Annotated in this window: 26 protein-coding genes; 9 read left to right on the top strand and 17 right to left on the bottom strand. The window is 61.4% G+C overall.

The genetic code is table 11. From position 1 onward, the window contains the following. Positions 1–27 precede the first annotated feature (27 nt). Together FW800_RS13470 and lnt are read left to right on the top strand one after the other, a co-directional pair. Positions 28–867 (top strand): HlyC/CorC family transporter, encoded by an 840-nt coding sequence (locus FW800_RS13470; RefSeq protein WP_005791724.1) that lies wholly within the window; start codon positions 28–30, stop codon positions 865–867. A 273-nt stretch (positions 868–1,140) separates the two neighbouring features. Then, entirely contained in the window at positions 1,141–2,664 is a 1,524-nt protein-coding gene (lnt, locus tag FW800_RS13465; RefSeq protein WP_446437819.1) for an apolipoprotein N-acyltransferase, read from the top strand. A 111-nt stretch (positions 2,665–2,775) separates the two neighbouring features. On the opposite strand, the gene FW800_RS13460 is transcribed toward lnt, so the two are convergent. After that, complete coding sequence (locus tag FW800_RS13460; RefSeq protein WP_005791728.1) at positions 2,776–3,537, bottom strand: YdcF family protein; 762 nt, start codon at positions 3,535–3,537, stop codon at positions 2,776–2,778. A gap of 97 nt (positions 3,538–3,634) precedes the next feature. Next, complete coding sequence (locus tag FW800_RS13455) at positions 3,635–3,952, bottom strand: hypothetical protein (RefSeq protein WP_005791730.1); 318 nt, start codon at positions 3,950–3,952, stop codon at positions 3,635–3,637. Positions 3,953–4,213: 261 nt separating this feature from the next. Between FW800_RS13455 and leuS the strand changes: the two genes are divergently transcribed. The 5 genes from leuS (at position 4,214) to FW800_RS13430 (ending at position 10,359) form a co-directional block, all read left to right on the top strand. Next, positions 4,214–6,820, top strand: a complete 2,607-nt coding sequence (gene leuS, locus FW800_RS13450; RefSeq protein WP_005791732.1) for a leucine--tRNA ligase — start codon at positions 4,214–4,216, stop codon at positions 6,818–6,820. A gap of 89 nt (positions 6,821–6,909) precedes the next feature. Further along, positions 6,910–7,515 (top strand): LPS-assembly lipoprotein LptE, encoded by a 606-nt coding sequence (locus tag FW800_RS13445; RefSeq protein ID WP_446437792.1) that lies wholly within the window; start codon positions 6,910–6,912, stop codon positions 7,513–7,515. A gap of 39 nt (positions 7,516–7,554) precedes the next feature. Beyond that, positions 7,555–8,592 carry a DNA polymerase III subunit delta gene (holA, locus tag FW800_RS13440; RefSeq protein WP_005791737.1) on the top strand — a complete coding sequence of 346 codons (1,038 nt, stop codon included), beginning with the start codon at positions 7,555–7,557 and terminating at the stop codon, positions 8,590–8,592. A 214-nt stretch (positions 8,593–8,806) separates the two neighbouring features. Then, positions 8,807–8,971: an alternative ribosome rescue factor ArfA gene (arfA, locus tag FW800_RS13435; protein ID WP_003176285.1), complete on the top strand. Its 165-nt coding sequence runs from the start codon at positions 8,807–8,809 to the stop codon at positions 8,969–8,971. 62 nt (positions 8,972–9,033) lie between these two features. Further along, on the top strand, positions 9,034–10,359 hold the full coding sequence (locus tag FW800_RS13430; RefSeq protein WP_446437791.1) for a lytic murein transglycosylase: 1,326 nt from the start codon (positions 9,034–9,036) through the stop codon (positions 10,357–10,359). A 115-nt stretch (positions 10,360–10,474) separates the two neighbouring features. On the opposite strand, the gene FW800_RS13425 is transcribed toward FW800_RS13430, so the two are convergent. The 13 genes from FW800_RS13425 to FW800_RS13365 form a co-directional block, all read right to left on the bottom strand. After that, on the bottom strand, positions 10,475–11,395 hold the full coding sequence (locus FW800_RS13425) for a S66 peptidase family protein (RefSeq protein WP_446437790.1): 921 nt from the start codon (positions 11,393–11,395) through the stop codon (positions 10,475–10,477). A 150-nt stretch (positions 11,396–11,545) separates the two neighbouring features. After that, positions 11,546–12,547, bottom strand: a complete 1,002-nt coding sequence (gene lipA, locus FW800_RS13420) for a lipoyl synthase (protein WP_164699560.1) — start codon at positions 12,545–12,547, stop codon at positions 11,546–11,548. A 25-nt stretch (positions 12,548–12,572) separates the two neighbouring features. Continuing rightward, the gene (lipB, locus tag FW800_RS13415) at positions 12,573–13,220 is read right to left on the bottom strand and encodes a lipoyl(octanoyl) transferase LipB (protein WP_446437789.1); all 648 of its coding nucleotides are present in this window, start codon (positions 13,218–13,220) and stop codon (positions 12,573–12,575) included. Next, positions 13,220–13,501, bottom strand: a complete 282-nt coding sequence (locus FW800_RS13410) for a DUF493 domain-containing protein (protein ID WP_005791752.1) — start codon at positions 13,499–13,501, stop codon at positions 13,220–13,222. Before FW800_RS13410 ends, lipB begins: the two co-directional genes overlap by 1 nt. Positions 13,502–13,586: 85 nt before the next feature. Next, complete coding sequence (locus tag FW800_RS13405) at positions 13,587–14,744, bottom strand: D-alanyl-D-alanine carboxypeptidase family protein (RefSeq protein WP_005791754.1); 1,158 nt, start codon at positions 14,742–14,744, stop codon at positions 13,587–13,589. Between the two features lie 180 nt (positions 14,745–14,924). Further along, positions 14,925–15,929, bottom strand: coding sequence for a septal ring lytic transglycosylase RlpA family protein (locus FW800_RS13400; protein ID WP_014720084.1), 1,005 nt, complete (start codon positions 15,927–15,929; stop codon positions 14,925–14,927). Next, positions 15,929–16,939, bottom strand: coding sequence for a lytic murein transglycosylase B (gene mltB / locus FW800_RS13395; RefSeq protein WP_005791758.1), 1,011 nt, complete (start codon positions 16,937–16,939; stop codon positions 15,929–15,931). The genes FW800_RS13400 and mltB overlap by 1 nt, the downstream gene beginning before the upstream one ends. A 17-nt stretch (positions 16,940–16,956) precedes the next feature. Continuing rightward, on the bottom strand, positions 16,957–18,060 hold the full coding sequence (gene rodA / locus FW800_RS13390; protein ID WP_050549432.1) for a rod shape-determining protein RodA: 1,104 nt from the start codon (positions 18,058–18,060) through the stop codon (positions 16,957–16,959). A gap of 31 nt (positions 18,061–18,091) precedes the next feature. Continuing rightward, complete coding sequence (gene mrdA, locus FW800_RS13385; protein ID WP_446437788.1) at positions 18,092–19,990, bottom strand: penicillin-binding protein 2; 1,899 nt, start codon at positions 19,988–19,990, stop codon at positions 18,092–18,094. A gap of 15 nt (positions 19,991–20,005) precedes the next feature. Then, a complete protein-coding gene (gene rlmH / locus FW800_RS13380; protein ID WP_003176297.1) occupies positions 20,006–20,473 on the bottom strand; it encodes a 23S rRNA (pseudouridine(1915)-N(3))-methyltransferase RlmH in 468 nt (155 codons plus the stop codon). A 9-nt stretch (positions 20,474–20,482) separates the two neighbouring features. Beyond that, a complete protein-coding gene (gene rsfS / locus FW800_RS13375) occupies positions 20,483–20,977 on the bottom strand; it encodes a ribosome silencing factor (RefSeq protein WP_003176298.1) in 495 nt (164 codons plus the stop codon). Positions 20,978–21,043: 66 nt separating this feature from the next. Then, positions 21,044–21,688, bottom strand: a complete 645-nt coding sequence (gene nadD / locus FW800_RS13370) for a nicotinate-nucleotide adenylyltransferase (protein WP_446437787.1) — start codon at positions 21,686–21,688, stop codon at positions 21,044–21,046. Continuing rightward, the gene (locus FW800_RS13365) at positions 21,688–22,953 is read right to left on the bottom strand and encodes a glutamate-5-semialdehyde dehydrogenase (protein ID WP_005791769.1); all 1,266 of its coding nucleotides are present in this window, start codon (positions 22,951–22,953) and stop codon (positions 21,688–21,690) included. The genes nadD and FW800_RS13365 overlap by 1 nt, the downstream gene beginning before the upstream one ends. A gap of 174 nt (positions 22,954–23,127) precedes the next feature. Between FW800_RS13365 and FW800_RS13360 the strand changes: the two genes are divergently transcribed. Together FW800_RS13360 and FW800_RS13355 are read left to right on the top strand one after the other, a co-directional pair. Then, positions 23,128–23,811 (top strand): DNA-3-methyladenine glycosylase, encoded by a 684-nt coding sequence (locus FW800_RS13360; protein WP_446437786.1) that lies wholly within the window; start codon positions 23,128–23,130, stop codon positions 23,809–23,811. Between the two features lie 141 nt (positions 23,812–23,952). Next, the gene (locus tag FW800_RS13355; protein WP_032879286.1) at positions 23,953–25,269 is read left to right on the top strand and encodes a bifunctional DedA family/phosphatase PAP2 family protein; all 1,317 of its coding nucleotides are present in this window, start codon (positions 23,953–23,955) and stop codon (positions 25,267–25,269) included. Here the strand turns inward: FW800_RS13355 and FW800_RS13350 are convergent. Both FW800_RS13350 and FW800_RS13345 read right to left on the bottom strand, forming a co-directional pair. Beyond that, positions 25,263–25,478, bottom strand: coding sequence for a hypothetical protein (locus FW800_RS13350; protein WP_446437818.1), 216 nt, complete (start codon positions 25,476–25,478; stop codon positions 25,263–25,265). The two genes, FW800_RS13355 and FW800_RS13350, sit on opposite strands and share 7 nt — an antisense overlap. Positions 25,479–25,578: 100 nt before the next feature. After that, entirely contained in the window at positions 25,579–26,169 is a 591-nt protein-coding gene (locus tag FW800_RS13345; protein WP_446437785.1) for an LON peptidase substrate-binding domain-containing protein, read from the bottom strand. Positions 26,170–26,172 lie beyond the last annotated feature (3 nt).

The following is a 26,172-nucleotide window of genomic DNA, read 5'->3' as shown; positions in this document are numbered from 1 at the left end:
CATATCAAAGGATTTAGAGTAATCGCTATGAGCGAAGACCGATCGAGCAACGGGCAGAAGTCATGGCTGGGTAAACTGACCCAGGCTTTTGCCCACGAGCCGAAAAACCGCCAGGAGCTGCTGGAGCTGCTGCGCGAGGCCCACCAGAACAAGTTGCTGGACAGCGAAGCGCTGGCCATCGTCGAAGGCGCCATCCAGGTGGCTGACCTGCAAGTACGGGACATCATGGTCCCGCGCTCGCAGATGATCAGCATCAAGGCGACCCAGACCCCACGGGAATTCCTCCCGGCCGTGATCGACTCGGCGCACTCGCGCTACCCGGTGATCGGTGAAAGCCATGACGATGTCATGGGTGTTTTGCTGGCCAAGGACCTGTTGCCGCTGATCCTCAAGGAGAATGGCGACAGCTTCAACATCAAGGACCTGCTGCGTCCGGCCACCTTCGTACCTGAATCCAAGCGCCTGAATGTGCTGCTGCGCGAATTTCGCGCCAACCACAATCACATGGCCATTGTGATCGACGAATACGGCGGCGTGGCTGGCCTGGTGACTATCGAAGACGTGCTGGAACAGATCGTCGGCGATATCGAAGACGAGCACGACGTCGAAGAAGACAGCTACATCAAGCCGCTGCCCAGCGGTGACTTCCTGGTCAAGGCGCTGACGCCGATCGAGAACTTCAACGAGTTCTTCGACAGCGAATTCTCCGACGATGAGTTCGACACGGTCGGCGGCCTGGTGATGAGTGCGTTCGGGCATCTGCCCAAGCGTAACGAAACCACCGAGATTGGCGCCTATCGCTTCCGCATTTTGAATGCCGATAGTCGTCGTATCCATCTGATCCGTTTGACACCTATTGCCCGCTAAGGAAGGGGTGGGGCATCAGCTATTTCCTGTGTCGCGTTGCCCCTGAGAGCGGGCCAGGCAAGGCGCAGGCCGCAGGGAATGGCATTCCCTTTTCAAGGCCTGCAACGCAGTATGGCCCGCTCTCAGGGACAACCCGAAGGGCCGGGCCTGCTGCGACACAGGGCTGCGTTACTCGTCGTTCATTTGGAAAAACCAAACCACACTCCTCGCGCCTTGCCCTGTGCCGCAGCAGGCCCGGCGCGATACAGGAAATAGCTGATGACCCACCCCTACATGCAGCGCCTGAACCGCCCCGGCTGGCCCGGTAACTTGCTGGCCGTGGTGGCCGGCGCCATCACTACCCTGGCGCTGGCGCCGTTCGATATCTGGCCTCTGGCGCTGGTAGCGGTCGGCCTGTTCTATATCGGCCTGCGGGAGCTGACACCCCGCCAGGCCCTGGGCCGCGGCTGGTGTTTCGGTTTCGGCCTGTTTGGCGCCGGCACCAGCTGGATCTACTACAGCATCCACCACTTCGGCGGCGCTTCGGTGCTGCTGGCGGGGTTCCTGATGCTGCTGTTCACCGCCGCCATTGCCTGGTTCTTTGCCCTGCCCGCCTGGTTGTGGGCGCGCTGGCTGCGCCGCAATGAAGCACCGTTGGCGGATGCCCTGACCTTCGCCGCGTTATGGGTTGGCCAGGAAGCGTTTCGTGGCTGGTTCCTCACCGGTTTCCCCTGGTTGTACTCCGGTTACAGCCAACTCGACGGCCCGCTGACCGGCCTCGCGCCGCTGGGCGGAATGTGGCTGATTTCCTTCGCGCTTGCACTCACGGCAGCCCTGCTGTGCAACCTGCCGCGCCTGCTGGCAAGCAAGCGCAACGCCTTCATTGGTGCGGGCCTGGTGTTGCTGGTCGCCCCCTGGGCCATCGGCCTGGCGCTCAAGCACCACGCCTGGACCTCGCCCTCCGGCGACCCCCTGAGCGTCGCCGCCATCCAGGGCAACGTCGAGCAAAGCATGAAGTGGGACCCCGAGCAGCTCAATGCACAGTTGGCGCTGTATCGCGACATGAGCCTGAGCTCCAAGCGTGTCGACCTGCTGGTATGGCCGGAAACCGCCGTGCCGGTGCTCAAGGAGTCGGTCGAGGGCTACCTGGGCATGATGGGCAAGTTTGCCGCCGACCGGAACACCGCGCTGATTACCGGGGTACCGATTCGCCAGGAAGTGCACCATGAGAAGCGCTACTTCAATGGCATTACCGTAGTCGGCGAAGGTGACGGCACCTATCTCAAGCAAAAGCTGGTGCCGTTTGGCGAATACGTGCCGTTGCAGGACATGCTGCGCGGGCTGATTGCGTTCTTCGACCTGCCGATGTCGGACTTCGCCCGTGGCCCTTCAGACCAGGCCATGCTTCAGGCCAAGGGCTATCAGATTGCGCCGTTCATTTGCTATGAAGTGGTGTACCCGGAATTCGCTGCCGGCCTGTCGGCCCAGAGTGACCTGCTACTGACCATCAGCAACGACACCTGGTTCGGCCGCTCCATCGGCCCATTGCAGCACCTGCAAATGGCGCAGATGCGTGCACTGGAAGCCGGGCGCTGGATGATCCGCGCCACCAACAACGGCGTGACCGGGCTGATCAACCCGTTTGGGCAGATCACCGCACAGATCCCGCAATTCGAGCGGGGCATTCTCTATGGGGAGGTGGTGCCGATGCATAACCTCACGCCATACCTGCAATGGCGTTCGTGGCCGTTGATCATTGTGTGCCTGGGGTTGTTTGGCTGGGCGCTGCTGGCTGGCCGGATGTCCAAAACGCTCTGACCTGTGGGAGCTGGCTTGCCTGCGATGGCGGTGTATCAGTGCGCTGAGTGCTCACTGACCCACCGCCATCGCAGGCAAGCCAGCTCCCACAATTGATTTCCTGTGTTGCACCTATCGGTAGAACAGCCGATACCCCACCTGCCCCACCGCTTCGTTGATCAACTGCCCGCTCTGCCACACCGCCTTGACCTCGGGCATCCAGCCGCCCAGCGGCCGGCCGTGGTCCACGCCCAGAAAGCCCACCGGCCCGGGCACCACGGTGAAACCGGCTTTCTCAAAACTCCACACCGAACGCGGCATATGCCAGGCCTGCGTCACCACCACCACACGCTTGATGCCTTGGGGCAGCAGAATCTCGGCGCTCATCTGGGCGTTTTCCCAGGTGGTACGGCTGCGCTCTTCCTTCCAGCGCACGCTGACGCCGAAATCATCCTGCATCGACACCGCCATCAATTCGGCTTCGCTGGGCGGCGTGCCGTAATGCAAGCCGCCACTGGTCAGCACCGGCAAGCCTGACGCCTTGGCCAGTCGCGCCGCATAACGCTCACGCTCAAGACCAACGCCGGTGGGCTGGTCGCTGCCCCAGGCGATGTCCCCACGCTCGCGCCCGGAGCCCAACACCACAATCGCATCGGCGCGCTGGGCGAGCGTGGCCCAGTCTTCGCGAGCCAATGGCGGCGCTGTCTCAAGCGCACGGGCGCCCCATTGCACCATCACCGGCAGGCTGATCAACCACATCCCGCCCAGCCCCAGGGCAAAGCACACCCCGGCCAGGCGCGGGCGGCTACGGCGAAACCACCAGGCACACGCCAACAACAACAAAAAAATGCCGGGCGGCAACAGCAATTGTTTGATGAAATAACGAAAAGGCATCGGGCATCTCCAAAGATGCCCGAAGCCTAAATGCAACGCGATCAAGCGACAATCTTTACCAGCCTGTTTCGACAACGTTAATGGATAGTACTGTGCTTCACTTGCACCGTACGGACCGGGACCTTTCCGGGCCGCGACCGGCCGCCAAGTCTTTGAGCCAAATGACCTTGGCCGAACGAGGAGGCTCCTGGGCTGGCGGGGAGGCCTGCCCATGAGAGGCGCGGTGTTGATTCAACTCCAGGTAAGTCCTGATCAATTCAAGCTCTGCCTGGCTCAAGCCTCGCAACTCCAGCTCCAGAGGCCGCTCATCACGCAATCGGCCTGCGGTTCTTGCAGCATCCAATGCCCGACCCAAACGGTCGATCAGTCCTTCATACAATTGCGGTTTCGTTAGAGTTCGCTGCGATTCAACCATCCCCTCACCTCATTGAAGAAATACTTGCTCCCCAATAAACAGCGTAGCCCCCGTTGCTGCACCTGCCCGGTGCCGCGACAGACGGCCCTTGCCGCGCAATCAGGGTTTCCCTCGATAGAGTGGGGTCATGTATGCTACGGCGCTTCCTGTAACTCCACTTCCCGCAGGGTTTGGGCACGGACGCGCCACTTTCTGGTGTCGAACAACCCGGACTATGCACCGAAGAGGATTAGGCCACCCCTATTCAGTTCAAAAGTAGCCATGCACGAACAATATCAGCCCCGTGAAATAGAAAATGCCGCACAAACCTTCTGGGACGAGCAAAAGTCCTTTGAAGTCAGCGAACAGCCAGGCAAGGAGACTTACTACTGCCTATCGATGTTCCCTTACCCCAGCGGCAAGCTACACATGGGGCACGTGCGTAACTACACCATCGGCGACGTGATTTCCCGCTACCAGCGCATGCTCGGCAAAAACGTCCTGCAACCCATGGGTTGGGACGCCTTCGGTATGCCGGCAGAAAACGCCGCGATGAAAAACAACGTGGCGCCCGCCAAGTGGACCTACGAAAACATCGCCTACATGAAGACCCAGCTGCGCAGCCTGGGCCTGGCGGTGGACTGGTCCCGCGAGGTCACCACCTGCAAGCCCGATTACTACCGTTGGGAACAATGGCTGTTCACGCGCCTGTTCGAAAAAGGTGTGATCTACAAAAAGAGCGGTACCGTGAACTGGGACCCGATCGACCAGACCGTACTGGCCAACGAGCAGGTCATCGACGGTCGCGGCTGGCGCTCCGGCGCGCTGATCGAAAAGCGCGAAATCCCGATGTACTACTTCAAGATCACCGCCTACGCGGATGAACTGTTGTCGAGCCTCGACGATCTGCCGGGCTGGCCTGAACAGGTCAAGACCATGCAGCGCAACTGGATCGGCAAATCCAAGGGCATGGAAGTGCAGTTCCCGTATAACGTCGATTCCATCGGCGAAGCGGGCGCCCTGAAAGTCTTCACCACCCGTCCGGATACGCTGATGGGCGCGACTTACGTCGCGGTCGCCGCCGAACACCCGCTGGCCACCCAGGCGGCACAGAACAACCCCGAACTGCAGGCGTTCATCGCCGAATGCAAGGGCGGCAGCGTGGCGGAAGCCGACGTCGCCACCCAGGAGAAAAAAGGCCTGCCGACCGGCCTGTTCGTCGAGCACCCGCTGACCGGCGAGAAACTGCCGGTATGGGTCGCCAACTATGTGCTGATGCACTACGGCGACGGTGCCGTCATGGCCGTGCCGGCCCACGACGAGCGCGATTTCGAATTCGCCACCAAATACAGCCTGCCGATCAAGTCGGTAGTACGTACCAGCTCGGGCGACACCAACCCAGCCCCGTGGCAAGACGCCTACGGCGAGCACGGCACCCTGATCAACTCCGGCGAATTTGACGGCCTGGACTTCCAGGGCGCCTTCGACGCCATCGAAGTCGCGCTGATCAAGAAGAACCTCGGTGCTTCGCGCACCCAGTTCCGCCTGCGCGACTGGGGGATCAGCCGCCAGCGCTACTGGGGCTGCCCGATCCCGATCATTCACTGCCAAACCTGCGGCGATGTACCGGTACCGGAAGACCAACTGCCCGTCGTGCTGCCTGAAGATGTAGTGCCAGATGGTGCTGGCTCGCCATTGGCGCGCATGCCCGAGTTCTACGAGTGCAACTGCCCGAAATGCGGCGCACCGGCCAAGCGTGAAACCGACACCATGGACACCTTCGTGGAGTCCTCCTGGTACTACGCCCGTTACGCCTCGCCGCACTATGAAGGTGGCCTGGTGGAGAAATCCGCAGCCGACCATTGGCTGCCGGTGGATCAGTACATCGGCGGTATCGAACACGCCATTCTCCACCTGCTGTACGCGCGCTTCTTCCACAAGCTGATGCGTGACGAAGGCCTGGTGAGCTCCGATGAGCCGTTCAAGAACCTGCTGACCCAGGGCATGGTGATCGCCGATACCTACTATCGTCGCGAAGCCAATGGCGCCTACACCTGGTTCAACCCGGCGGACGTCGAACTTGAGCGTGACAGCAAAGCCAAGGTGATCAGCGCCAAACTGAAAGCCGACGGCCTGCCGGTGGAAATCGGTGGCACCGAGAAGATGGCCAAGTCCAAGAACAACGGCGTCGACCCACAGTCGATGATCGACCAGTTCGGCGCCGATACCTGCCGTCTGTTCATGATGTTCGCCTCGCCGCCCGACATGAGCGCCGAATGGTCCGACTCCGGCGTCGAAGGCTCGCACCGCTTCCTCAAGCGCGTCTGGCGCCTGGCCCATGCCCATGTCAGTCAGGGCTTGCCGGGCAAGCTGGACGTCGCGGCCTTGAACGACGAGCAGAAAGCCATTCGCCGCAGCACTCACCTGGCCATCCGCCAAGCGAGCCTGGACGTAGGGCAGAACCACAAGTTCAACACCGCCATCGCCCAGGTGATGACGCTGATGAACGTGCTGGAAAAAGCCCCGCAGGCCACCGAACTTGATCGCGCGCTGATTCACGAGGGCCTGGAAACGGTTACCCTGCTGCTCGCACCGATCACGCCGCATATCAGCCACGACCTGTGGAACCGCCTGGGCCACAGCGGCGCCGTCATCGATGCCGCCTGGCCGGTACAGGATGACAGCGCCCTGGTTCAGGACACGCTGCAACTGGTCATCCAGGTTAACGGTAAACTGCGCGGCCAGATCGACATGCCGGCCAGTGCCAGCCGTGAAGAGGTCGAAGCGGCTGCGCGCATCAACGAAAACGTGCTGCGCTTTACCGAAGGCTTGACGATCCGCAAAGTGATCGTGGTGCCCGGCAAACTGGTCAACATCGTCGCCAGCTAAATCGGATCGGGCGCGGGGCTTGGGCCCTGCGCCGAACTAAACCTTTAGGGCCTGGATAAGGCCCACCTGGTTTCAAGGGGAGCAACAAAATGATCAAACGCAATCTGCTGGTTATGGGCCTTGCCGTGCTGCTGAGCGCTTGCGGCTTCCAGCTGCGCGGCACCGGCACCAACGAGCTGTCGCTCAAGGAACTCGACGTCAGCGCCCGCAACGCCTATGGCGAAACCGTCACCCAGCTGCGCCAGACCCTGGAGAACAGCGGCGTGCACGTGTACAACGGCGCGACCTACAAGCTGGTGCTGGTAGACGAGAAAGAAACCCAGCGCAATATCAGCTACGCCAGTGCCGGCCGTGCGTCCGATGTGGAGTTGAACACTGCGCTCTACTTCGAAGTACAGGGTCGCGATCAGTTGCCGCTGATGGGTGACAAGATCCAGGTGCAGAAAGTCGTGAGCCACGATGGCAATAACCTGGTGGGTTCGGACTCCGAGACCCTCCAGGTGCGCAAGGAAATGCGTCGTGAGCTGATCCAGCGCATGATGACTCGCCTGCAAATGCTGACCCCGGAAAAGCTCTCCGCCCTGCAGCAAACCGCCGACAACAAGGCCAAGGCTGACGCCGATGCCCTGAAAGCCGCGCAAGAGTATGAAGACAACACGCCGAAACAATCGCCTGTTGAAGTTCCTGTCGAGTAAGCCAGACGGGGCGCCCCTGGCGCCCCGTTCGCCCTGCCTATGAAACTCGCCCCCGCCCAACTCGCCAAACACCTGCAAGGTGGCCTCGCGCCTGTCTATATCGTCAGCGGTGATGACCCGCTGCTGTGCCAGGAAGCGGCCGACGCTATCCGCACTGCCGCGCGCCAGCAAGGCTTCGATGAACGTCAGGTATTCAGTGCTGACGCCAGTTTCGACTGGGGTACCCTGCTGCAAGCCGGCGCGAGCATGTCGCTGTTTGCCGAAAAGCGCCTGCTGGAGCTGCGCCTGCCCTCGGGCAAGCCCGGCGACAAAGGTGCGGCGGCGCTGATGGAGTACTGCTCGCGCCCTGCCGAAGACACCGTGCTGCTGATCAGCCTGCCCAAGCTCGACGGCAGCGCGCAGAAAACCAAGTGGGGCAAGGCACTGGTAGAAGGTGCGCAAACCCAGTTCATCCAGATCTGGCCTGTGGACAGCAACCAGTTGCCGCAGTGGATTCGTCAGCGCCTGTCACAATCGGGGCTGGCGGCGACACAAGATGCCGTGGAGCTGATCGCCGCCCGGGTCGAGGGCAACCTGCTTGCCGCCGCCCAGGAGATCGAAAAGCTCAAGCTGATGGCCGAGGATGGGCAGATCACCGTCGAAACCGTACAAGGCGCAGTGGCCGATAGCGCTCGCTTTGATGTGTTCGGCCTGGTCGATGCGATCCTCAACGGTGAGCCCGCCCACGCGCTGCGTATGCTTGAAGGCTTGCGTGGCGAAGGGGTGGAACCGCCGGTGATCCTCTGGGCCCTGGCCCGGGAGCTGCGAGTACTGGCGAATATCGCCTTGCAATACAGCCAGGGCACACCGCTGGACAAATGCTTCAGCCAGGCCAGGCCACCGGTGTGGGACAAGCGCAAACCGCTGATGAGCAAAGCCCTGCAACGGCACTCGGCGCAACGCTGGGCGCAACTGTTGCTGGAAGCGCAGCGCATCGATGCGCAGATCAAGGGCCAGGCAGCCGGCTCGCCGTGGATGAGCCTGAGCCGTTTGTCGCTATTGATGGCCGGCCAGCGCCTCACCCTGCCAGCCGAATAACCCTCTCTTGAAAACACCATAGATCCAATGTGGGAGGGGGCTTGCTCCCGATGGCAGTGTGTCAGGAATTTATGTTTCACTGATGTACCGCTATCGGGAGCAAGCCCCCTCCCACATTTGACCTGCGTACCTTTCCTACACTTCGCGGGGCTTTACAGCCGCTCAACTTAGGCAGATTATTTGCCCGTTCCACCACCCACAGAGACTAGCCACCATGAGCAAAAAGCCATCCAAGCATGGCCCCAACAAGGCCAAATCCATCATCGCCCAGCCACTGTTCCGCAGCCGTCAGGAACGCGCCGGCAAGGGCAAAGGCAGCTACCGCCGCGAAGCCTTCCAGTCTAATAGCTGGGAGGCTTCTTACTTTCTGGCTGCCTGAAGGCAAGCGCCCCTCTGGCATGATAAGGTCTGTACCTGATTTGTAACCCCCTGGACCTGTGCATGCCCTCTAGTCTTTCTCGTCGTTGGCACCTACGCCAATTGATCGCTGCCTCCAGCCTCATTCTGCTTGTCGCCTGCGCGGAAAAACCTACCGCCGCGGACGCTCAGCCCCTGCCAAAACTCCAGACGGCACCGGCTATCGCACCGGCTGTGGTTGCCCCCTTGGCAGTGGATAATCTTGATATCCAACCGACCCAGACCTTTGCCGAATGGCAGGCTGGCTTCCGTGCGCAAGCGCTGCAAGCCGGGATCACTGCGGCTGTGTTCGATAACGCTTTTGCCGGCGTCACCCCTGATATGGCGGTGATTCGCGCCGACCGCAGCCAACCGGAATTTTCCCGCCCGGTGTGGGAATACCTCGACGGCGCCCTGTCACCGGTGCGCGTGCGCAATGGTCAGGCGCTGCTGGTCAAGTACGCCGATATTCTGCAAAGCATCGAACAGCGCTATGGCGTCGACCGCCAGGCACTGGTCTCGGTGTGGGGCATGGAGAGCAACTTCGGCGCGTTCCAGGGCAATAATTCGGTGATCCGCTCCCTGGCCACCCTGGCCTATGAAGGCCGTCGCCCGGCCTTTGCCCAGGCGCAGCTGCTGGCAGCGCTGCAGATCATCCAGCATGGTGATATTCAGGCCGACCAGATGAAAGGTTCCTGGGCTGGTGCGATGGGCCAGACGCAGTTTATCCCGACCACCTATAACACCCATGCGGTGGACTTTGACGGTGATGGTCGTCGCGATATCTGGAACAGCCCGTCCGACGCCCTCGCCTCCACGGCGCATTACCTGCAAAGCTCCGGGTGGCAGAAAGGCCAGCCATGGGGCGTTGAAGTGCAGCCGCTGCCGTCGGGCTTCGACTACAGCCTGGCCGATGGCGGCGTGCGCAAGACCGTGGCGCAATGGCTGCAACTGGGCATCCAACTCCCCCCTGGCGTGAGCCTGCCGGCCAATGTCGACCAGTTGTCCGCCGCCCTGCTGTTACCGGCTGGCTACCGCGGCCCGGCATTCCTGGTATTGGATAACTTCCGCGCAATCCTCAAGTACAACAATTCGTCGTCCTATGCATTGGCGGTTGGCTTGCTATCGGAGCGGTTTGGTGGCGGCGGTATGATTCGCGGCAGTTGGCCAAAGGATGAGCTGCCGCTGAGCCGCTCCCAGCGTATCGACCTGCAAACGGCACTCAGCGCCAAAGGCTATGACGCCGGTAACCCGGATGGGATTATCGGCGCCAATACGCGCAAGGCGATTCGCGCGGCGCAGCAGGCGTTGGGCTGGCCGGCGGATGGGTATCCGACGGTGAAGTTGCTGGAATCACTGCAAGGCCGGTAGATTGACTTATGGCGACTACCGCAATCGGGGGCAAGCCCCCTCCCACACTTGGAATGCATTCCAAAAATGTGGGAGGGGCTTGCCCCCGATTGCGGTTAAGCAGACTGTAAAAAACTCAGTGGTTGAACACTACGCCCTGCTCCAGCACCAGCTGCTGCTCCCCCGCATCCAAGCGCACCAAAGCACCCATCGGCAACGTCAGGTTGGGGTCGCAATGCCCACTGCGCCAGCCGGCCAGCACCGGAACGCACAGGGGTTCGAAAGTCTGCTTCAGCAACCGCTCCAGCGCACCGTTATCCACACCCGCCACATCCCCTACCAGCACACCGGCGACCTGGGCCAGCTTGCCGGCCAGGCGCAGGTGAGTCAGCAGGCGGTCGATACGATAAAGCGGCTCGTTGACGTCCTCGATAAACAGGATGATGCCTTCGGCGTCTATCTCATACGGCGTGCCCATTGTTGCAGCAATCATCGACAGATTACCGCCCAGCAAGCGCCCACAGGCAATGCCTGGCTCGATCGTGGTCAACGGGTAGGCCACCGGGTGCGCAAGCACACTGCCGGCGCCCAGTTGGCCACGCAGCAGGCTGAACAGGGAGGATTCGGTTGGCTGTTGCTTGTCGCCCACCAGGTCGGCATTGAGCATCGGCCCGTGGAATGTGACAAAGCCGGCGTAACGGTTGATCGCCAGGTGCAAGGCGGTGATATCGCTGTAACCCACGAATGGTTTGGGGTGGGCGCGCAGCAGGTCGAAGTCCAGCGCGTCGAGCAAGCGTGGCGTACCGTAGCCGCCGCGCAGGCAGAAGATGGCATCGACGTCAGGGTTGGCGAAGGCGGCGTGCAGGTCGCGCAGGCGCACTTCATCGCTGCCGGCCAGGTAGCCGTCGCGCTCGTATACACCGGGGTAAATGCGCAGGTCGTAACCGCGGGCACGCATCCATTGCCCGGCTTTTTCAACATCCAGCGCGGCAGGGCCAGCGGGGGCGATCAGGGCGATGGTGCCTTCAGAACGAAGGGCTGGAACGGCTGGCGTCATATACAACTCTCCCTAGTCAACGCGGAACGAAATGTGGGAGGGGGCTTGCCCCCGATGGCGGTGCGACAGTCAATTCATGAAGAACTGATACACCGCTATCGGGGGCAAGCCCCCTCCCACATTGGACTTGCGGTGTTGCAAAGGCCTCTATCAGGAAACCAGGCTCGCCTTGACCAGCTTGGCCTGCTCGTCGGCGTGGTACGAAGAACGCACCAACGGGCCCGACGCCACGTTCTTGAAGCCCATCTTGTAACCTTCCTCGGCGAACCAGGCGAAGGTGTCCGGGTGCACGAAACGCTGCACCGGCAAATGGCTGCGCGACGGTTGCAGGTACTGGCCCAGGGTCAGCATGTCGATGTCGTGTTCGCGCATGCGCTTCATGACTTCGATGACTTCTTCGTCGGTCTCGCCCAGGCCCAGCATCAAGCCGGATTTGGTCGGGATGTGCGGCATCATCTGCTTGAATTTCTGCAGCAGGGTCAGCGACCACTGGTAGTCCGAACCCGGACGCGCAGCCTTGTACAGGCGCGGTACGGTTTCCAGGTTGTGGTTGAACACATCTGGCGGCTCGGCGGCGGTGATTTCCAGCGCCACGTCCATACGGCCACGGTAGTCCGGCACCAGGGTTTCGAGCATCACGTTGGGTGACAGCTTGCGGATCTCACGGATGCAGTCGGCGAAGTGCTGGGCACCGCCGTCGCGCAGGTCGTCACGGTCGACCGACGTGATCACCACGTACTTGAGTTTCAGGTCGGCGATGGCGATGGCCAGGCTTTGCGGCTCGTTGACGTCCAGAGGTTTCGGACGGCCGTGGCCTACGTCGCAGAATGGGCAACGACGGGTGCAGATGTCGCCCATGATCATGAACGTGGCGGTGCCGCCAGAGAAGCATTCACCCAGGTTCGGGCAGGACGCTTCTTCGCATACGCTGTGCAGTTTGTGTTTGCGCAGCAGGGACTTGATACGGTCGACTTCCGGCGAAACCGGGATGCGCACGCGAATCCAGTCGGGTTTTTTCGGCAGTTCGGTGGTCGGGATGATCTTGACCGGGATGCGTGCAACCTTCTCGGCGCCGCGCAGCTTGACGCCGGCTTCCACCTTGGCACGCGGGGCCGGGGCTGGACGCTCAGTGATGTCCAGCGTCGGGATCATGGTTTGCACAACATCAGTAGTCATATCAATCGATTCCGCCCGTCAGGGTCGTCTGCTCTGCATAGTCGAGGTGTTTGACGAGCTGCGCGCGCAGCCGGGCACTAACCTCGGCAAATTTAATCGGTGTGGCATGATCGCTCAGTTGGGTCATCGCCAGCCCGGCATAACCGCACGGGTTGATCCGCCGGAACGGCGCCAAGTCCATGTCCACGTTCAAGGCCAGGCCATGAAAGGAACAACCGTGGCGAATACGCAGCCCCAGAGAGGCGATTTTCGCGCCGTCTACATACACACCGGGTGCATCGGGCTTGGCCGCGGCGGTCACGCCATAACTGTCCAGCAGCTCGATCAGGCAAGCCTCCATGCGGCTGACCAGGTCGCGCACGCCAAAACCCAGCTTGCGCACATCCAGCAACAGGTAAGCCACCAATTGCCCTGGGCCATGGTAAGTCACTTGGCCACCCCGGTCGACCTGCACCACCGGAATATCACCCGGAAGTAACAGATGCTCGGCCTTGCCGGCCTGCCCCTGGGTGAATACCGGCGGGTGTTCCACCAGCCAGATTTCATCCGGGGCAGAGGTGCCGCGCTCGTTGGTAAAGCGCTGCATGGCATGCCAGACCGGCTCGTAGGCCATCTGGCCGAGCTCGCGAAAGCCCAGAACGTGCGACATCACAGCACCATGTGCACGAAGCCGGTGGCCCGCAGTTCGCTGTTGATGTTGTAGAGCTGGTCCTGATCGGTCGCAACGATGTGCAACTGAATCGTGGTGTACTTGCCGGTGGAGCTTTGACGCTCGTCCACGCGGTTGTCGTTGATCGTCGCGTGTTTCCTGACGATTTCGAGAATCTTGTCCTTGCGGCCGACACCGGTATCGCTGATCACCTTGACGGGATAATCCGTCACAGGGAATTCGATCTTTGGCGCCTTTACTTCTACGTCTTTATCGGTCATGGCAGAACAGCCTCGTAAGCGCTAAGCCGTGGCGACGGGCAAAGCCCCGCGCTGGATCAACGCGGGGCTTTGCAGGTGCGCACAATCAGTTGAACAAGCCGTAGAAGAATAGACGGATGCTATCCCATACGCGGCGGAAGATACCACCTTCCTCGACGGCGTCCAGCGCGATCAGGTCGGCGCTATGCACCACCTTGTCGTCCAGCTTGACTTCGACTTTACCGATCACGTCGCCCTTGGCGATTGGGGCGACCAATTGCGGGTTCAGGGTCATGCTGGCGGCGAGCTTTTTCAGCTGGCCTTTAGGCATGGTCAGGGTGAGGTCGTCGGCCAGGCCGGCCTTGACTTGGGAGGTGGCGCCTTTCCATACCGGCGCGGTCGCAAGCTCGGCACCCTTCTGGTAGAAGGTCTGGGTTTCGAAGAAGCGGAAGCCGTAGGTCAGCAGTTTTTGCGTCTCGGCCGCACGGGCCTGTTCGCTGTTGGTGCCGAATACCACGGCGATCAGGCGCTGGCCATCACGCACAGCGGACGACACCATGCAGTAGCCGGCTTCGTCGGTGTGGCCGGTTTTCAGGCCGTCGACGGTCTTGTCGCGCCACAGCAGCAGGTTGCGGTTAGGCTGCTTGATGTTGTTCCAGAAGAACTCCTTCTGGGAGTAGATCGCGTAGTGCACCGGGTCAACGCGGATGATCGCGCGCGCCAGGATCGCCATGTCGTGAGCCGACGAATAGTGCTCTGGGTTCGGCAGGCCGGTCGGGTTCATGAAGTGGCTGTTGGTCATGCCCAGGTCGGCGGCAGTCTTGTTCATCACGTCGGCGAACGCATCTTCGCTGCCGGCGATGTGCTCGGCCAGGGCGACGCTGGCGTCGTTGCCGGACTGGATGATGATGCCGTGCAACAGGTCACTGACGGTGACTTGCGAGCCGACCTTGATGAACATCCGCGAACCACCAGTACGCCAGGCGTTTTCGCTGACGGTGACCGGATCGTTCTCGCCGATCTGGCCGCGACGGATTTCCAGGGTCGCGATATAGGCAGTCATCAGCTTGGTCAGGCTGGCTGGCGGCAGGCGTACATCACCGCCGTTTTCGACCAGCACGTTGCCACTGGCGGCGTCCATGAGGACCCACGATTTGGCGGCCAGTTGCGGGGAGGCCGGCACCATTTCAACCGCCCAGGCGGCCGGGGTGATGATCAGCGAGATAAGCAGGCACGTGCGTTTGGCTAAGGTGGTGATGTTCATCCGTCTCTCGAAATTGCTTATGGAAACTTGCCCTCGCGGGCAAAACTATTCAGACAGCCCGCTTCCAGACTGTCACGTGTTCGGTTGCCCGCTCACCCCTTGCCCCTGGGTTTTTATTGTTCAACGAGCCAACAACCTGGACTCAAGCGCGCAGGCGCACCTGAGCCATCAATCCGTTACTTATTCTGCGGTGACCACGCTGGGTTGCCCCAGGTTGGCCAGGCGTACGCTGTTCTGCACTTGCGCCACTTCACTTGGCGAACCGATCGGGCCCATGCGTACACGGTGCAACGTTTGCTGGTTACGCACGATGGAGCTGATGAAGACCGGCGCGCTGACCATACCGCTGAGCTTGGACCTTAACAGTTCTGCCGCATCCGGGTTGGCGAAAGCGCCGACCTGCAGGTATTGCCCGCCCGCCATCGAGGCGCCCGGTGCTGCGTGAGGGACGACGACGGTATCCGGAGCATGTTGCGCCGGCGGCGGCGTCCACTGCTCGATCTTGCCGGTCGAGGCCGTCACTTGCGGTTGGGGGGTTGCCGGTTCGTTAAGCATCAACGGCGCCGGCTTGCCGCGCTGGGCCCAGTACTGCGCCGGGTCGATGCCTTCGACTTTCACCCGTGCGGTGCCGGTTTCGGCGTAGCCAAGCTTCTTGGCCGCGGCGTAGGACAAGTCGATGATCCGGTCCGAATAGAACGGCCCGCGGTCGTTGACCCGCAGGATCACCGTACGGTTGTTGTCCAGGTTGGTAACGCGAACATAGCTGGGCAACGGCAGGGTCTTGTGGGCCGCGCTCATGCCGTACAGGTCATACACCTCGCCATTGGCGGTGTTCTGGCCATGAAACTTGGTGCCGTACCAGGACGCGGTGCCGGACTGCACGTAAGTCTTGGATTCCTGCAGCGGGAAGTAATTCTTGCCCAGCACGGTGTAGGGGTTGGCCTTGTAGGGGCCGGTGTGCAGGGTCGGCGTGGCATCCGGGATTTTCGAGACATCCACATCCCACCACGGCGCGCCATCTTTGTGCGCACGGTTGATGTCCAGGCCCGGCTGGGCGCGCACCACCGCGCCACCGGCCTTCTTGGCAGGCGCACGGTTAGGGGTGGTGGAGCAACTGGCAACCAGCAAGGACAACGCGGCGAACGCCACCAGCTTGAGCGGTTTTTTGAACGGCGATACCCGCATTACTTGTTACCCCGTGCTTGAACCAGCTCATCTGACAGCTGATGCACGGCCATGGCGTACATCACACTGCGGTTATAACGCGTGATTGCGTAGAAATTCTTCAGGCCCATCCAGTATTCCGGGCCGTTTGCACCTTCCAGGCGGAATGCCGTCACCGGCATGTCGTCGCGTGGCGCATTCTGACTCGACCAGCCCAGCGCTCGCAACTCCCCGACGGTCTTGACCGGCTCGATACCCTGGGTCAAGCCTTCATCGGCGCGCTCACCTGTGACATCGGCGCGGATAACCACCGGTTCGCCGCCAACCCAGCCGTGACGCTTGAAGTAGCTGGCCACGCTGCCGATGGCGTCGTCGGGGTTGCTCCAGATATTGATATGGCCGTCGCCGTCAAAGTCCACCGCATAGGCGCGAAAACTGCTCGGCATGAACTGCGGCAAGCCCATCGCACCGGCGTACGAGCCCTTGAGTGTCATCGGGTCGACCTGCTCTTCGCGGGCCAGCAGCAGGAATTCGCGCAGCTCCTTGCGGAAGAATTCGGCACGCGGCGGGTAATCGAAGCCCAGGGTCGACAAGGCGTCGATCACCCGGTAGCTGCCGGTATTGCGGCCGTAGAACGTTTCAATGCCGATGATCGAGACGATGACCTGGGCCGGCACGCCGTATTCCTGCTCGGCGCGGGCCAGGACGGCTTCATGCTGGCGCCAGAAGTCCACGCCGCGGGCAATACGTGCGTCAGTAAGGAACATCGGGCGATATTCCTTCCACTGCTTCACGCGTTCGGCGGGGCGGGAAATGGCGTCGAGGATCGCCTGCTTTTTCTGGGCTTCGCGGAACACGCCCATCAGTTGCTCGCCGGCAAAACCGTAGTCGCGGGTCATCTCACCGACAAATTCGGCGACCTGGGGTGAACCATCGTAGTCACCGGCCTGCGCCTCTTGCGTTGCCCCCAGCAGCCCAATCAGGCCCATCCAGGTCGCATGCCGAGTCGCCCAGCCGCGCATTACTTGCATTGACATCTTCACCTTATTCAAACCTGTGCGATCCACTTGCGATGCGTATGAATCGACATCAAAACCCCAAACGCTGACAGCAATGTCACCAGCGAAGTTCCGCCGTAGCTAATGAATGGCAACGGCACCCCAACCACCGGCAGCAGGCCACTGACCATACCGATGTTGACGAAAACGTAAACAAAAAAAGTCATGGTCAGGCTGCCGGCAAGCAATTTACCGAACAGCGTCTGCGCCTGGGCGGTAATCACCAGGCCGCGACCAATCAACAGCAGATAGATCAACAATAAGGCGCAAATGCCCACCAGGCCGAACTCTTCGCCCATCACCGCGATGATGAAGTCGGTATGACTTTCGGGCAAGAAGTCCAGATGGGACTGGGTGCCCAGCAACCAGCCTTTGCCGAATACGCCGCCGGAACCGATGGCCGCCTTGGACTGGATGATGTTCCAGCCGGTGCCCAACGGGTCGCTCTCCGGGTCGAGGAACGTCAGGATCCGTTGCTTCTGATAGTCGTGCATGAAGAAGAACCACATGGCCACGGCCACGGGGACGGCAGCGGCCAGCACGCTGAGGATCCAGCGCCAGCGCAAGCCGCCCATAAACAGCACGAACGCGCCACCGGCCAGAATCAGCAATGAGGTGCCAAGGTCAGGCTGGCGCACGATCAGAATAAACGGCACGCCGATTAGAAGCAGGCTGATCACCACGTGCTTGAGCTGTGGCGGCAAGGTGCGCTTGGACAAGTACCAGGCGATGGTGGCCGGCATCAGGATCTTCATGAATTCCGACGGTTGGAAGCGAATCACCCCGGGAATGTTGATCCAGCGCGTGGCTCCCATGGCGTTATGGCCCATGACATCCACCACCACCAGCAGCAACACGCCGGCGACATACCCCAGCGGCACCCAACGCGCCATGAAGCGCGGTTCAAGCTGGGCGATCACCACCATCGACAACAGGCCCAGGCCAAACGAGGACGCCTGTTTGATCAGCAGGTCCCAGTTCTTGCCGCTGGCCGAATACAGCACGAACAGGCTGCCGGCCGCCAAGGTCAGCAGCAGGATCAGCAGGGGGCCATCAATGTGCATGCGTTGCAGCAACGTCGCACGGCGACGCATCACATCCTCGCTGGAGAGGATGCGGTCAAAATTACTCTTCACGGGCCGTAACCTCGGGGCTTGATGGGGGGCCGCCATATTCGGGCTTGAGCTTGCCATCCTCGGCCAACAGCCAGGCATCCATGATCTGCCGCACCACGGGCGCCGCGACGCCAGAGCCGGACTCACCGTTCTCGACCATCACCGAGACCACGATTTTCGGGTCGTCAGCCGGGGCGAAGCCGACAAACAAGGCGTGGTCGCGGTGACGCTCCTGAACCTTGGAACGGTCATATTTTTCGCCCTGCTTGATCGCGACCACCTGGGCCGTACCACTCTTGCCGGCGATGCGGTATTGCGCGCCGGCTGCCGCCTTGCGTGCGGTACCCCGTGCGCCGTGCATGACTTGCTGCATGCCGTGGTTGACCTTGGCCCAGTCGGACGGGTCGCGCAGCACAATGTCGGGAATCGGGTTGTCGTCTACCGGCTTTTCGCCTTCGATGGTCTTGGCCAGGTGCGGCCGATTCCAGACGCCTTTATTGGCCACCAGAGCCGTGGCCTGGGCCAGTTGCAGCGGCGTGGCCTGCATATAGCCCTGGCCGATCCCCAGGATCAGGGTTTCACCCGGGAACCATGCCTGACGGCGCGTCGCACGCTTCCATTCCCGCGACGGCATCAGGCCGGGAGACTCTTCGAACATGTCCAGAGAGACTTTCTGACCGAGGCCGAACTTGCCCATGTAGGCAGACAGGCGATCGATCCCCAGCTTGTGGGCCAGGTCGTAAAAATAGGTGTCGTTGGAGCGCATGATCGCGGTGTCCAGGTCGACATAGCCGTCACCGGAGCGGTTCCAGTTACGGTATTTGTGATCATAGTTGGGCAGCATGTAGTAGCCGGGGTCATAGACCCGACTGGAGGCCGTGACCACGCCGGAATCCAGGCCGGCGATCGCCACCGCCGGCTTGATGGTCGAACCCGGTGGATACAGGCCGCGCAATACGCGGTTGAACAGCGGTCGATCGATGGAGTCGCGCAGCTCGGCGTAGGCCTTGAAGCTGATGCCGGTGACGAACAGGTTAGGGTCGAAACTCGGCTGACTGACCATCGCCAGCACTTCGCCGGTTTTCGGGTCCAGCGCCACCACGGCGCCACGCCGGCCACCCAGGGCCATCTCGGCCGCTTCCTGCAACTTGATGTCCAGGCTCAGCACAATGTCCTTGCCCGGTATCGGGTCGGTGCGCTTGAGCACGCGCAAGACGCGGCCGCGGGCGTTGGTCTCGACTTCTTCGTAACCCACCTGGCCGTGCAGCTCGGGCTCGTAGAAACGCTCGATGCCGGTCTTGCCGATATGATGGGTGCCGCTGTAATTGACCGGGTCGAGGGTTTTAAGCTCTTTCTCGTTGATCCGCCCCATATAGCCGACCGAGTGGGCAAAGTGCGCCCCTTGCGGATAGTGGCGCACCAACTGCGCCACCACTTCCACACCCGGCAGACGGAACTGGTTCACGGCGATTCGGGCGATCTGCTCTTCGGTCAGCTCGAACAGGATCGGCACCGGCTCGAACGGCCGGCGCCCCTGCTTCATGCGTTTCTCGAAGATCACCCGGTCTTCCGGCGTCAGTTGCAGCACCTCGACAATCACATCGAGCACTTGCTGCCAGTCGCCGGAACGCTCACGGGTCATGCTCAGGCTGAAGCTGGGGCGGTTATCCGCGACCACCACGCCATTGCGGTCGAAGATCAGCCCTCGGGTCGGCGGAATCGGCTGCACATGCACCCGGTTGTTTTCCGACAGCGTGGAGTGATAGTCGTACTGGATCACCTGCAGGAAATACAGACGCGCAATCAGCACGCACATCAACGCCACCACCAAAATCGCACCGAACACCACCCGCGCGCGTACCAGACGTGCGTCTTTCTCGTGGTCCTTGATGCGGATCGGCTGGGTCATCGGGGGCAGCGCAGACTATTTGTGGTAAGGGTGCCCGGACAGAACTGTCCAGGCGCGATACAGCTGTTCACCGATCAGAATCCTTACCAACGGGTGCGGCAATGTCAGCGCCGACAACGACCAGCGCTGATCGGCTCGCGCGCAGACTTCCGGCGCAAGCCCCTCGGGGCCACCGACCATGAAGTTGACCGTACGCGAATCCAGGCGCCAGCGATCCAGTTCCACCGCCAACTGCTCGGTGCTCCAGGGCTTGCCGTGCACTTCGAGAGTGACGATACGCTCGTTGGGGCCGACCTTGGCCAGCATGGCTTCGCCTTCCTGGCGAATAAAGCGCGCCACATCGGCGTTCTTGCCCCGGGTATTGAGCGGTATTTCCACCAGTTCAAGCGACAGCTCAGCGGGCAGACGCTTGGCATACTCGTGCCAGCCTTCTTCCACCCACTTGGGCATGCGTGAACCGACAGCGATCAGACGCAGGCGCACAGCCGTTCCTTATTCCTGGTCTTTGTTGAGCTTGTCGAAGTGCGCGTGGCCCACTTCCGGGCTGTGGTGCTTGCCATCGGCGGCACGGCTCTGCTCGGCGCCTTTCCACAGACGTTCCAGGTCGTAGAACTGGCGGGCGTTGGAAGTCATCATGTGAACGATCACATCGTCCATGTCCAGCAGTACCCAGTCGCTGTCGCCCTTGCCTTCTTCACCCAGAGGCTTCACGCCCTGGGCTTTGACGGCTTCGCGAACCTTGTCGAGCATCGCGCCGATCTGGCGGTTGGAGGTACCGGTGGCGATGATCATGAAGTCGGTGATGCTTTGCTTGTCGCGTACGTCCAGCACCTGGATGTCCTGGGCCTTAACGTCTTCCAGGGCGGCCACGGCCACTTTCACCAGCTCTTCGCCAGCCAATTCCGGGCCCACGTGGGCTTCAACCGGCAGCGGTGCGCTTTTGAAGGTGCCTTTGCGCTTAACTTTGCTTACGTCTTTGTTCGTCATATAAAACTCGTTTTGCTCGTATGTTCGGGCGCTTGCTGCACGGCTCGTGCGTCCAAGCGCGCCTTTTCAGTTCGACGCACGGTAAAGCCCGTGCGCATCGATGTAGGCCAGGACCGCGTCAGGCACCAGGAAACGTACCGACTTACCGCTGGCCAGCAGTTGACGGATCTGGGTGGCGGACACCGCAAGCGGGGTCTGCCAGACGAATGCAATATTCCCGTTCGGCCCGGTCAGGGCCAAGGGGTCACTTACCGACCGCGCGGCCAGCAGGTTGCGCAAGGCATCCGGCGGTTCGCTGTCGGCATCCGGGCGTTGCAAAACCAGGATGTGGCAATGCTGGAGGAGCTCCTCCCAGCGGTGCCAAGAGGGCAGGCCGCAAAATGCGTCCCAGCCCAAAAGCAGAAACAACTGGTCATCTGCGGCCATCTCGGCGCGCATCAGCTCCAGGGTGTCGACAGTGTAGGACGGTTTATCGCGCTTGAGCTCGCGGTCGTCCACCATCAACGGCTGTATGCCCTCTACGGCCACCTGCACCATTTCCAGGCGCTGTTGCGCGGACACCTGCGGCGCATCGCGATGCGGCGGCCGAAAATTGGGCAGCAGCCGCACCTCGTCCAGCGCCAGGGCATCGGCGACTTCCAGGGCACTGCGCAAATGGCCGATGTGCACGGGGTCGAAAGTACCGCCGAGCAGCCCGATGCGTTTAGCCATCAAGTGCGCACATGACCGTCGCCGAACACTACGTACTTCTCGCTGGTCAGCCCTTCAAGGCCAACCGGGCCGCGTGCATGAAGCTTGTCGGTGGAGATACCGATCTCCGCCCCCAGGCCATACTCGAAGCCGTCGGCAAAACGTGTCGAGGCGTTGATCATCACCGAAGCGGAGTCCACTTCATTGAGGAAACGCCGGGCATCGCTGAAATGCTCGGAAACAATGGCGTCGGTGTGCTTGGAGCCGTATTTATTGATGTGTTCGATGGCCTGATCCAGGTCGTCGACGATGCGAATCGACAGGATCGGCGCCGTGTATTCGGTGTACCAGTCTTGTTCAGTCGCTTCGATCACATCGCTGCCGAGCAGTGCACGGGTACGCTCGCAGCCACGCAGTTCCACGCCCTTGTCACGGTAGATGGCAGCCAGCGGCGGCAGCACGCGCTCGGCAATGCCGGCGTGCACCAGCAGGGTTTCCATGGTGTTGCACGGCGCGTAGCGGTGGGTCTTGGCGTTGTCGGCAATGCGAATCGCCTTGTCGAGGTCGGCGGCGATGTCGATGAAGACGTGGCACACGCCGTCCAGATGCTTGATGACTGGCACCTTGGCATCCCGGCTGACGCGCTCGATCAGGCTCTTGCCGCCACGGGGCACAATCACGTCGACAAATTCCGGCATGGTGATCAACGCGCCCACAGCCGCGCGGTCGGTGGTTTCCACCACTTGCACCACTTCAGCTGGCAACTCGGCCACGGCCAGGCCTTGCTGGATGCAGGCGGCGATAGCACGGTTGGAATTGATCGCCTCGGAGCCGCCTCGCAGGATGGTAGCGTTGCCCGACTTCAGGCACAGGCTCGCGGCGTCGATGGTCACGTTCGGACGCGACTCGTAGATGATGCCGATCACACCCAGCGGCACGCGCATCTTGCCGACCTGGATACCGGACGGCAGGTAGCGCATGTCGCGGATTTCACCGATGGGGTCAGGCAGCTTGGCCACCTGACGCAGGCCTTCGATCATGTCGTCGATACGTGCCGGGGTCAGTGCCAGGCGATCCAGCAAGGCAGGTTCCAGGCCATTGGCGCGACCGTTGGCCAAGTCCAGTTCATTGGCAGCGGTCAACTCGGAGCGCGAAGCATCCAGAGCATCGGCAGCCGCCAGCAGCGCACGGTTCTTCTGTGCAGTGCTCGCACGGGCGATCAACCGCGAGGCCTGACGGGCAGCGCGACCCAGGCGGGTCATGTAGTCAAGAACGGACTCAGTCATGGTCAGGGAGTCTTGGCAAAGAGGAAAGCGGCAGATTATAGCTGTGACGCCGCTCGACTGACAGCGGTGAGGGGCGGATGGTCGAAATGAACTGTAAAAACCCGGGGTTCAGCGGTAATTAAGGTGAGAGTTGTTATTATTCCGTCACATTTAGCCGTAATAACCCTGAACGCCATGCCCGGACTTACCGCCCCACTCCCCGCAAGCGCCCTGCCCGACGGCTTCTTCGACCGCGATGCACAACTGCTCGCGCAAGAACTGTTGGGGAAAATCATTCGCCACCGTGTTGGTGATCTCTGGCTTTCGGCGCGAATTATTGAAACCGAAGCCTATTACGTGGCCGAAAGAGGCAGCCATGCGTCGCTGGGCTACACAGAAAAGCGTAAGGCTTTGTTTCTGGATGGCGGTCATATCTATATGTACTACGCCAGGGGCGGTGATTCCCTGAACTTCAGCGCCCACGGCCCGGGGAATGCCGTGCTGATCAAGTCGGCTTACCCGTGGGTCGATGAAATCTGCGGGCCGGCGAGCCTGGCGCAAATGCTGTTGAACAACCCCAACCCCGACGGCAGCCCGCGCCCGGCTCAGAAGCTGTGCGCCGGGCAGACCCTGTTGTGCAAGGCACTGGGCCTGAAAGTGCCGATGTGGGACGCCAAGCGCTTCGATCAGGAACTGCTGTATGTCGAAGATGTGGGCCAGGTGCCCACACAGATTATCCAGACCACCCGGCTGGGCATTCCCAGCGGGCGCGATGAACACTTGATGTACCGCTTCGTCGATGCCGGCTATGCGCCGTACTGCACGCGGAACCCGCTGCGTCGCGGGCAGGTCGAAGGCCGCGATTATTTTTTGATCTAACGGGCGACACATCCCATGTGGGAGCTGGCTTGCCTGCGATAGCGGTGGGCCAGGCAACTTCCATGCTGGCCATGCCGCAGCCATCGCAGGCAAGCCAGCTCCCACAGTGGAAATTCACCGTCTCATTATGGAGTGGATTGTATGGGCCAATGGCTCGATAGCATCACCGGCTGGCTGACCCTGAACCCGCAATGGCTGGCAGCCGCGGTGTTTATTGTCGCGTGCGTGGAGTGCCTGGCCATTGCCGGGCTGATCGTGCCGGGCACGGTATTGCTGTTTGCGATTGCCGCACTGGCCGGCAGCGGTGCGTTGTCACTGAGTGAAACCCTGCTGCTGGGCTTCCTCGGCGGCCTATTGGGCGACGGGGTTTCCTACTACCTGGGCCGACATTTCCATCAGAACATCCGGCGCTTGCCGGGCCTGCGACATCATCCGGAATGGATGAATGGCGCAGAAACCTACTTCCACAAGTACGGAATCGCCAGCTTGCTGGTCGGGCGCTTCATCGGGCCATTGCGCCCCATGCTGCCGATGGTCGCCGGTATGTGCGACATGCCGTTCCCGCGCTTTGCGATCGTCAGCCTGATCGCCGCCGCCGGTTGGTCAGTGGCGTATCTGCTGCCGGGCTGGGCAGCCGGTGCCGCGTTCCGCCTGCCCTTGCCGGAAGGTTTCTGGCCGGAAGCGGCGATTGTCGCGGCGTGCCTGGCGGCGCTATTGGGATTGAGTTTGAACAGCAGCCTGCGCGCCCATCGTCGCGCAACGTTGTGGATCGGTTGTGCCAGCCTGACCCTGCTGATCGCGCTGTTTATCGGCTACCCGCATCTCAATGACTTCGATCAGGGCCTGAGCGCCCTCGTGCAGGAGCATCGCAGCCCGTGGCTGGATGAGGTGATGGTGCGGATCACGCAATTGGGCGAGTTCAAGAAAATGTTCGTCGCCAGCGCGGTGTTCACCGCCCTGTTGTTTGTGGCCCGGCAATGGCGCCACGCGCTGTTTGTGGGAGCGACCCTGGCAGGCGCGGCGGTGATCAACACCGGCACCAAGCTGTTTTTTGCCCGCGGCCGCCCGGAGATTCTGACCGACCCGTTGACCAGTTTCAGTATGCCCAGCGGCCATGCCTCCGGCGCTTTTGCGTTCTTCCTGGCGCTCGCGGTATTGGCCGGTCGCGGCCAACCCACGCGATTGCGCCTGACCTGGATGCTGCTGGGCTGCATACCCGCCGCATTCATTGCTCTGTCGCGGGTGTACCTGGGCGCTCACTGGCCCAGCGACATCCTGGCAGGCACGCTACTGGCCATGACGGTGTGCGCGTTCAGCCTGACCGTGATCCAGTACCGCAGCCCGCTGCCGGCAATGACGCAAAAAGCCTGGTGGCTGGTATTGCCGGCCGTGGTGGCGGTGCTCGGCTTCATTGCATTCACCGGCACCTCCCATGCATTGCTCAGGTACGCCTACTGACCCTTGGCCGGGCCAATCCAGTCCACTGAAGCAGAGCGACGCTCAACGCAACGTTCGCGTCGCTCCAGCAGCATCTCGTCGGCAATGTCGGCGGCGCGCTCGGCGACGTACTCTGCGCCCCGGGTGGCGTCCTGCTGGAGCAATTGCGTGGTCACGCTGACAAAATACGTGTCCCAGGCGACTTGTTCCGATGGTGTCAGACGAATCATGGTCATCCCCGATCATTATGGTGTGATCGGAAAATATTGCAGGCGCCGCGCCTGAAATGACGTAGCAAAATCCGAAAGCAACCGCAGAAAATTCCGTATCTCAGGTGAACAACTCACCCTGCAATTCATCCAGCAACATCTGAATGGCATCCAGCCGCTGCTGCGGATCGTCAATTCGCAGCAAGTCGACCTTATCGGCGTCGGTAAATGGCAGCAGGTACGCCAGTTGGTTGCCGAGGGCCTGCTGGCCTTCGGCATGGGCGTTCATCTCCAGCGAAGCCACCATCGGGTGCTCCGCCAGGGCCTCCAGCAGCGCCAGCAAGTCGGCGTCCTCTTCTTCCAGAGGCCGATCCGGTATCTCCTCCAACCATTTAACCTCGGCCACCAGCAATTGATCTTTCTGCACCGTGACGTCTAGCACGCGGAAACGCCGGCCACCTTCGACACGAATCCCCAGCAGGCCATTGTCCTGCTGTTTGAAGTCGCGAATAAACGCTTCGCAGCCGATCAGCGCGTAGCCTTCCGTGCTCATGCCCGGCTCTCTGTCGCTGAGGGTGCACACCACGCCGAAGCTTTCGCCCTTTTTCATGCAGCGACTGATCATGTCCAGGTAGCGCGCCTCAAATATCTGCAGGTCGAGGGTGCAGCCTGGGAACAGCACAGTGTTGAGTGGGAACAGCGCCAGACTCATAAC

The organism is Pseudomonas sp. 910_23, from assembly GCF_052850795.1.
This window is presented reverse-complemented; position numbering and strand designations above follow the sequence as displayed.